Here is an 8,191-nt window from a genome sequence, read left to right on the forward strand (position 1 = left end):
ATGAACTGTTTTACTTTTTCATCAACCACTCATGGTCAGGGTCATTATGGAATTTCCAGGTCCGGGTTGGTCCAGCCATCACGTTCAGATAGTAGACCTCATACCCCGGAGGAGCGCCTACCGGATGATATCCGTCCGGAACAAGCACCACTTCTCCGTTCTTCACTGCAAGCGTCTCATCCACAGAACGATCATCCGTGTATATGCGCTGAATGGCAAACCCCTGCTCAGGCTGCACACGGAAATAATACGTTTCTTCCAGTAAAGATTCATCCGGGAGTGCGTCCCGATCATGCTTATGTGGCGGATAACTGGACCAATGCCCATCTGGTGTGAACACCTCAACAACGAGCAAACTGTCCGCTTCCTTTTGTTCCGGCAAAATGTTGTGAATCTGGCGCTCCAGATTGCCATACCCTCGTGCCTCTCCCCCTACATCTTCGGGTGTAATGAGACGAGCCGGGTACGTGCCTTTACCAGGTGCAACACATATAGCGATTTCCAGTTCGGTACGTGCTGTGATCTGTACTTGATCGGAAGTTGAGACGTAGACCGAGTACGGAGGTATTTTCTCGAAAACACTCATTCTTTTTCCGATATTATCCCATGTGTGCTCCCGGGTACTTACATTGGCGAAACCACTGAGAAGCACCACACAGAGTTCCTGATCACCGCTCTCACGGGTTAGCGTCTCCCCCTCCGCCAGCTTCGCTACCTGAAAGCCAACATATTCCCACCCAGCCGACTCCGGTGTTACGTTTATAAGTGTACCGTCTCCCTCCGGGTTGACCACGGGTTTCACAATACGTTCTGACATCTTGTCATCCACTCCTTTCTGTAATCGTCCACAACAACCTGAACCTTATAAAAAACAAAAACTTGGACTATTCATGCCCTCTATTAGAAAAAAGTGACTTTAATCATCCACTATGGCATTGCCGTTTGCGATTCCAGTGACATCCCAGGAACTTCACTCAGCTTCACAGGTCTTCCCCGCTCCATGGACAGTTTTGCTGCCAGCGCAATTCGTTCTGCCTGTACTGCATCGTGGCCATCTACGATAACTGGTGTATCATGGATGATTGCATCGATAAAGAGGGCTGTCTCCTGCACATACGCTTCATTGTAGCGTTCCAGGAAAAAGTGTAACGGTTTGTCGCGCATGAGCCCCGCCGCTGTACTGATCTCAGCCGTATTCGGATGATCATTCGCCGCTGCGGCGCTGCCCATCGAGCCAAATACTTCAACACGCTGGTCATACCCATATACAGCCTGACGGCTGTTATCAATAACACCAATCGCCCCGTTGGCAAACGTCATCGTTACAATCGCTGTATCCACGTCCCCATGTTCCGCAAAGACCGGATTGATCAATACGTTGCCCTGAGCATATACTTCTTCCACTTCACTCCCGGACAGATATCGTGCCATGTCAAAGTCGTGGATCATCATGTCCATGAAGATCCCGCCAGACACCCGGATGTACTCCGCAGGAGGCGGACTCGGGTCGCGAGACGTGATTTTGATAATATGCGGGTCACCGATCGTACCATCCTGCACATGTGCATGTATCCGTCTGAAGTTGTGATCAAAGCGGCGGTTAAATCCGATTTGCAGTTTCACACCAGCCTTCTGAACTGCCGCTACAGCCGCTTGGGTCTGTGCCAGATCCATGCTGACCGGCTTCTCGCAGAAGATATGTTTGCCTGCCTTGGCTGCCTGTTCGATCAGCGGCACATGTGTATCGGTTGAAGAACAGATCAGCACCGCGTCTACATTAGGCATCGAGATCAACTGGCTGCTGTCCGTTGTTACAACTGGGATGCCACGTGTGGAGGCCCAGGCCTCCAATTCAGGACCTGCAAACAAGTCACTGATTCCCACAATCTCGGCATGCGGGTTGCGCAGGAGATTGTCTGCATGAATTTTGCCGATCCGTCCGGCACCGATGATGCCAATCCTCACTTTGTCCTTGCCCATTCCGTTATCCTCCCTATGTGCGTCCATGTGGGCTGGGCATTCCCCTTAGCCCGATTGATGCTCTGGTTGTTACCAGCGTGCCGTTACCATCTTCTTGCGAGTGTAGAATTCAACACCATCCGTGCCATTAGCGTGCAGATCACCATAGAAGGACTTTTTCCAACCGGAAAACGGGAAAAATGCCATTGGTGCAGGTACGCCCAAGTTAATACCCAACATGCCCGCATCAATTGTCTCACGGAATTGACGCATACTCGCCCCGCTGCGGGTGAACAGACACGCCCCGTTGGCAAAGTCGGAACGGTTCGCCAGCTCAACGGCTTCCTCCAGCGTAGACACTCTTGCCACCGAGAGTACCGGAGCAAAGATCTCATCCTGCCAGATTTTCATATTGCTATCAACTTGGTCAAATACCGTTGGCCCTACAAAATAACCGGATTCACCTGTCGCCTGATCCTTACGTCCATCCCGAATCAATGCCGCACCTTCCTGCTCTCCGGCTTCAATGTAACTGAGTGTACGCTCTTTATGTGGTCCACGGATGACAGGACCGAGGAACACGCCCTCATCCATGCCGTTACCAATGGTAATGCGGTCTGCCGCTTCCACCAGCTTTTGTACCAGTTCGTCAGCCACATCACCCACAGCCACAACAACCGCACATGCCATGCAACGCTCCCCTGCTGAACCAAAAGCTGCACTAGTAATCTCTTTCACGGTTAGATCGAGATCGGCGTCCGGCATAACGATGGAGTGGTTTTTGGCACCAGCCAGTGCCTGTACCCGTTTGCCATGCTTGGATGCAGTAGTGTAGACGTATTCAGCTACAGGTTGTGATCCGACAAAGGAGATCGCTTGAACATCCTTATGTTCCAGCAACCCATTCACGACATCATGCGCACCGTGTACGATGTTGAGCACACCGTCCGGAAGCCCTGCTTCCTTAAACAGCTCTGCCAGGCGGCCTGCCAGTAACGGTGTGCGCTCGGATGGCTTCAGGACAAAGGTGTTACCACACGCAATAGCAAGCGGAAACATCCAGCACGGCACCATCATCGGGAAGTTGAATGGGGTTATCCCCCCAATTACGCCGATTGGGTAGCGGTACATGCCCGACTCCAGTCCTGTCGCGATGTCAGGCAGTTGTTTGCCCATCATCAGATTCGGGGCACCAGCCGCGAACTCGACGCACTCAATGCCACGCAATACCTCGCCATACGCTTCGGCGTAACTTTTACCGTTCTCCAGCGTTACCAGGCGGGCGAGCTCTTCCCAATGTTCCACCAGCAACTGCTGGTAGCGGAACAGAATACGTGCACGGCGTGGAACCGGTGTGCCGCTCCAGGACTTGAACGCTTCCCGTGCCGTCTGTACGGCGAGATCTACGTCCGCTTGTTCAGACAGTGGCACATGTGCAATAACCTCTTCTGTAGCTGGATTCACAACCGGCTCGGTACGAGTTGACACTGGGGTTACCCAGGCACCTCCGATCCAGTTTTGTACCATTGTCACTGTTGCAGACGCTTCAGAAATTCCTTTTCCCATAGCCCTGTCTCCCTTCGCTTATGTGTGATCCCTTATGTTGAACTTATATCATTGATGTTGATCTGTATGAGTGTGTTATTCAAAGTATTGCAACGAGCTTCAAGACACGGTGATCTCGCCCCGATTGCAACGTTCGATGTAGTCATTCACCTGTTCCACCGTTGGCATCGCATCCGAACAGCTGTGGCTCGAAATGACGATACTTGCTGCGCCACTGCCGTACGCCATACTGCGCTCAATCGTCCAGCCCTGCATCAATCCATATAGGAACCCGGCCGCATAGGAGTCGCCTGCTCCGAACGTTTTGACCACTTTTGCCGGATAGCTGTCCGCACGGTGGGAAAGCCCTTCACGCGTATAAGCAATAGAGCCTTCCTTACCGTGTTTGATTACAACGATTTTCGCTGAGAAATCAAACCATTTCTGTGCAGTCACCTGATCGCTATGATCCGGATTATGGTCGAATGTCTCCATCATGTCGAACTCTTCGCGTGTACCGAGGATGATGTCGCATTTCTCGGCTGCGAGGTTATAATATACCGCTATCTCTTCGTCTGATGTCCATGTGTATGGGCGATAGTCCAGATCAAACACAATAACTGTGCCATGTTTTTTCGCATACGTTAGTGCCTGTAACACAGCTTCACGGGATGGGCTCTGCGCGAGGGCTGTGCCTGAGATTAGCAGCACTTTGGAGTCAGCGATCAACTGCTCTTGTACCTCTTGCGCCTGTAATAACAGATCCGCTACGTTGTCTCGGTACATCAGGATACTGCAATCCGTTGGGCTTTTGATTTCGGTAAAAGCAAGCCCTGTCACCGCTCCGGTGTCATCTTTAACCACGTTTGATGTGTCGATGCCGTTCTTCTCCAAATAACTCTGGATGAATCTGCCCATCTGGTCACCCGCGATCTTACCGATAAAAGCTGTCTCCATACCCAGTCTAGACATGCCTATCGTAATATTGGCCGGCGATCCGCCAACATACTTCGTGAACGTCATCGTCTCTTCCATCGGGCGATTGATCTCATTGGCGTTCAAGTCGATGCACAAGCGACCAATCGCGGTGAAATCTTTCTTCCTGGATACCGGAAAGGATACGTAAGTCATTGCATGTGAGCCCCTTTCTGTGGTGGGATATTACTTGTTGCATATGGATATCTAGACTAGTTACTCATTCCATTGGTGAGGACTCGTAAACGTCTAGAATAGGTCAGGTTTATTTTCCAATTGTAACGTTATACTCTTGCTGCCTTCTTCCTCTTCACTTCATGAGTATGGTCCTCTCCCCATCGCTACTTCTGTATTAGCTGTGTTGGTATAAGGACTCCATATAGCTCAAAGATCGCTTGGCATACTCATACGGGTTATGAATCGCAGGGTCCTGCTCTCCTTCAAGCATGGCCCAACCATCGTACCCTCGTGTGATCAGTTCTTGCAGAATTGGTGCAAAATCAATGCATCCATCCCCTGGTACGGTGAACACTCCTCTACGAATACAACCGACAAAGTCAGATTGCTCCGCGCGTGCTTCATCCAGTACATGCGGGCGGATATCTTTCAGATGGATATAGGCGATCCGATCATAATGTTTGCGCAGCAGCTCAAGTGGATCGGCTCCGCCATAGTAGGCATGACCAGTATCATAGAGCAGATACACGAGAGAAGGGTCTGTCAGCTCCATCAGTCGATCAATCTCATCCGGTTGCTCTACCACTGTGCCACCATGATGATGGTACGTAAGCTTTAACCCATGTTCGCGGGCAATAGCTCCTGCTTCGTTCAATCCTTCAGCGAGGATATGCCATTCAGATTCGTTGAGTCTGAGCACTTCTTTTTCATTCGGAGTCCGTCTTGGATCAAAATGAAGTGACCCGCCTACCTCCGCCGTACTGATTACCTTACTGCCCATGGATTGCAGAAACTCCGCATGTCTGCGATAACTGTCCAGCTCCGACTGATGATACGCCGGGTCGGAGAACAGTACCGATTTCCACTGGGAGACCAGCTTGATATTCCTTTGACTCAATTCCTCACGCAATATATCAGGATCGGTTGGATACTTACGCCCCATCTCTGTACCTGTCAGCCCAAGACGCTGAATGTCATCCAGAATCTGTGCACACGTTGTCGCATCACCATGCTCCTTCACATCTTCACCGACCCAATTGATCGGATGAATCCCAAGCTGGAATGGCAGCTTGCTCATTGCTCCACGTCTCCTTTGTCGTTCAACATTGTGGTTCACTATATTAACCGGATTAAATCGGTCTTGCTTTGGCACGGTTGGCTTGCATGGTGTGATGAGCATGAACTACCTTCTCTTCGGCGGATACCTCAGGTACACCCACATTCCACCATGACTCGTATCCACCTGCGTTGGTTCCAGGCACGACTGGAATCTCAATCAACGTACTCACTGTTTCGTTCTTCGCATCTCGGAGTGCTTGTTCCAGCTGTTCTGCTGTCTCCGCTCTATAGGATTTGGCTCCCATGCTTCGGGCGTGAGCTGCAAAGTCCATTGGCATGTAGTCCCCGGTCAATCGTCCGCTTTCTGATTCCCGATAACGGAACTCATTTCCGAACCCGTCACTACCATGTTCCCGCTGCAAATTATGAATACACTGGAATCCATTATTGTTGAATAATAGAACGGTCATCTTCTTCTGTTCCTGCAAACTGGTCATAAACTCCGAATGCAACATCAGATAACTGCCATCCCCTACCATGGCGTACACTTCACGGTCCGGTTCGGCAAGTGCTGCTCCGAACGCTCCACTTACCTCGTACCCCATACAGGAGAATCCATACTCCATGTGATACGTCTTTGGTTCAGACGCACGCCACAGACGATGCAGGTCTCCTGGCAGACTGCCTGCCGCACACACTATGACGGAAGATGGATCAATGGTCCGGTTAACGATGCCAACTGCTGTAGTCTGTGCCAGCCCTGCTTCATGTTGAGCTGCATACAGCCGATCCACTTCTGCATTCCATTCAGCGCGGAGATCAGCAACTTCGGATGCGCCATATGCACTTCGGTATTGTCTTTCCTGCAATTCCTTCTGCAAAGCCTGCAATCCTTCGCGAGCATCTGCCAGAATGGCTTCTCCGCCTAACTTGGCGGCATCCATACTGTTCAGGTTGATGTTGATAAATGAAGCTTCTGGATGCTGAAAAGCAGAGCGGGACGCCGTCGTGAAATCCGAGAACCGCGTACCGACGCCGATCACCACATCCGCGTCTCTCGCCAGCCTATTGGCTGCCAGAGAGCCGGTAACTCCGATGGCCCCCACATTCAGTGGGTGGTCCCAAGAGACTGCACTCTTGCCCGCCTGCGTTTCGGCGATCGGAATACCAAATGCCTCGGCGAATTCCACGAGCTGGGCGGACGCCTCAGAATACAACACACCGCCGCCTGCAACGAGCAGCGGCTTTCTGCCTCGGGCAATCTGCTCCGTTGCCCGCTTAATGGCTGCCTGTACCGGGGGGCGACGGTCCAGATAATGTACTTTGCGGGCAAAGAACGATTCTGGATAATCGTACGCCTCTGCCTGCACATCCTGCGGCAATGCGAGCGTTACTGCTCCCGTCTCTGCTGGATCGGTTAGCACACGCATCGCCTGTGTAACAGCAATCATCAGCTGTTCGGGACGAACAATGCGATCCCAGTACTTGCTGACGGCTTTGAACGGATCAGTGGCTGAGATTGTATAATCACTGCTCACTTCCAACTGCTGCAGTACCGGGTCCGGTTCCCGTGTAGCAAAGTTGTCTCCAGGAAGCAATAAAACCGGAATTCGGTTCACCGTTGCAGTAGCTGCCGCCGTAATCATATTCAAAGCACCAGGTCCAATGGATGTTGTACATGCATAGATCTGTCTACGGTTCTTCTGCTTGGCATAAGCCGCTGCCGTATGCACCATGCCTTGTTCATTCTTGCCTTGCATATACGTCAGGCTTCCCGGGCTGCGCTCCAGCGCTTCTCCAATGCCTGTTACATTGCCATGTCCAAAAATACCGATGATTCCCTTCACAAACTTGGTTTCCACCCCGTTAACCGAGATATATTGCTGATCCAGGTATCGAAGCAGTGCCTGAGCCATCGTCAGTCGAATTGTTTTCATGAATTGGTCGCCGTCCTTTCCTTTACGGGTTAAGCGCTTAATCTACGTTAAGTTTAAGCGCCTTACCCCTAAAGGTTAAGCGCTTAATTGATATGGTATTACAGGTTAATGATTTACGCAAGCTATTTTTGTAAGCGTTTTTATGAAATGTGGTAAAGAAAACATATTCTTGTGTTCGAACAAGTGCTAAACCATCTAGCTTCTACAATGACTAAGAACAGAATTAAAAGAGGCGGGAATATATCTTGAGGATGGGATATATGCTGGTACATGATATTCAGCCATATAATCCGTGATCTTTGTATACAATTATGATCAATATGCCTGTGAATGCAAAAAAAGAAAGAGACGGTGAATACCATCTCTTTCTTTTCAATATATAAGCGGGTGATGGGAATCGAACCCACGCTATTAGCTTGGAAGGCTAAAGTTCTACCATTGAACTACACCCGCATAACAACAATCGGGATGACACGATTTGAACATGCGACCCCCTGGTCCCAAACCAGGTGCTCTACCAAGCTGAGCTACATCCCGTT

Annotated in this window: 6 protein-coding genes and 2 tRNA genes; all 8 read right to left on the minus strand. The window is 50.6% G+C overall.

All coding sequences use genetic code 11. The features are described 5' to 3' along the window. Positions 1 to 10 precede the first annotated feature (10 nt). A complete protein-coding gene (gene iolB, locus FE296_RS00765; RefSeq protein ID WP_150364034.1) occupies positions 11 to 817 on the minus strand; it encodes a 5-deoxy-glucuronate isomerase in 807 nt (268 codons plus the stop codon). Positions 818 to 927: 110 nt separating this feature from the next. Next, positions 928 to 1,980 carry an inositol 2-dehydrogenase gene (gene iolG / locus FE296_RS00770; RefSeq protein ID WP_150364035.1) on the minus strand — a complete coding sequence of 351 codons (1,053 nt, stop codon included), beginning with the start codon at positions 1,978 to 1,980 and terminating at the stop codon, positions 928 to 930. A gap of 69 nt (positions 1,981 to 2,049) precedes the next feature. Next, the gene (locus FE296_RS00775; protein ID WP_276314498.1) at positions 2,050 to 3,525 is read right to left on the minus strand and encodes a CoA-acylating methylmalonate-semialdehyde dehydrogenase; all 1,476 of its coding nucleotides are present in this window, start codon (positions 3,523 to 3,525) and stop codon (positions 2,050 to 2,052) included. Between the two features lie 99 nt (positions 3,526 to 3,624). Next, positions 3,625 to 4,635 (minus strand): 5-dehydro-2-deoxygluconokinase, encoded by a 1,011-nt coding sequence (iolC, locus tag FE296_RS00780; RefSeq protein ID WP_150364036.1) that lies wholly within the window; start codon positions 4,633 to 4,635, stop codon positions 3,625 to 3,627. Positions 4,636 to 4,831: 196 nt separating this feature from the next. Further along, positions 4,832 to 5,734: a myo-inosose-2 dehydratase gene (iolE, locus tag FE296_RS00785; RefSeq protein ID WP_150364037.1), complete on the minus strand. Its 903-nt coding sequence runs from the start codon at positions 5,732 to 5,734 to the stop codon at positions 4,832 to 4,834. Positions 5,735 to 5,786: 52 nt separating this feature from the next. Next, complete coding sequence (iolD, locus tag FE296_RS00790; protein WP_150364038.1) at positions 5,787 to 7,652, minus strand: 3D-(3,5/4)-trihydroxycyclohexane-1,2-dione acylhydrolase (decyclizing); 1,866 nt, start codon at positions 7,650 to 7,652, stop codon at positions 5,787 to 5,789. 382 nt (positions 7,653 to 8,034) lie between these two features. Beyond that, a tRNA-Gly gene (locus FE296_RS00795) sits at positions 8,035 to 8,105 on the minus strand. 10 nt (positions 8,106 to 8,115) lie between these two features. Next, a tRNA-Pro gene (locus FE296_RS00800) sits at positions 8,116 to 8,189 on the minus strand. Positions 8,190 to 8,191: the final 2 nt, after the last annotated feature.

It is taken from the genome of Paenibacillus sp. UASWS1643 (assembly GCF_008693195.1).
GTDB classification, from domain to species: domain Bacteria; phylum Bacillota; class Bacilli; order Paenibacillales; family Paenibacillaceae; genus Paenibacillus; species Paenibacillus amylolyticus_B.

Coding starts and splice junctions, on each gene's coding strand:
- iolB (WP_150364034.1), bottom strand. CDS start 817: ATGTCAGAACGTATTGTGAAACCCGTGGTCAACCCGGAGGGAGACGGT.
- iolG (WP_150364035.1), bottom strand. CDS start 1,980: ATGGGCAAGGACAAAGTGAGGATTGGCATCATCGGTGCCGGACGGATC.
- FE296_RS00775 (WP_276314498.1), bottom strand. CDS start 3,525: ATGGGAAAAGGAATTTCTGAAGCGTCTGCAACAGTGACAATGGTACAA.
- iolC (WP_150364036.1), bottom strand. CDS start 4,635: ATGACTTACGTATCCTTTCCGGTATCCAGGAAGAAAGATTTCACCGCG.
- iolE (WP_150364037.1), bottom strand. CDS start 5,734: ATGAGCAAGCTGCCATTCCAGCTTGGGATTCATCCGATCAATTGGGTC.
- iolD (WP_150364038.1), bottom strand. CDS start 7,652: ATGAAAACAATTCGACTGACGATGGCTCAGGCACTGCTTCGATACCTG.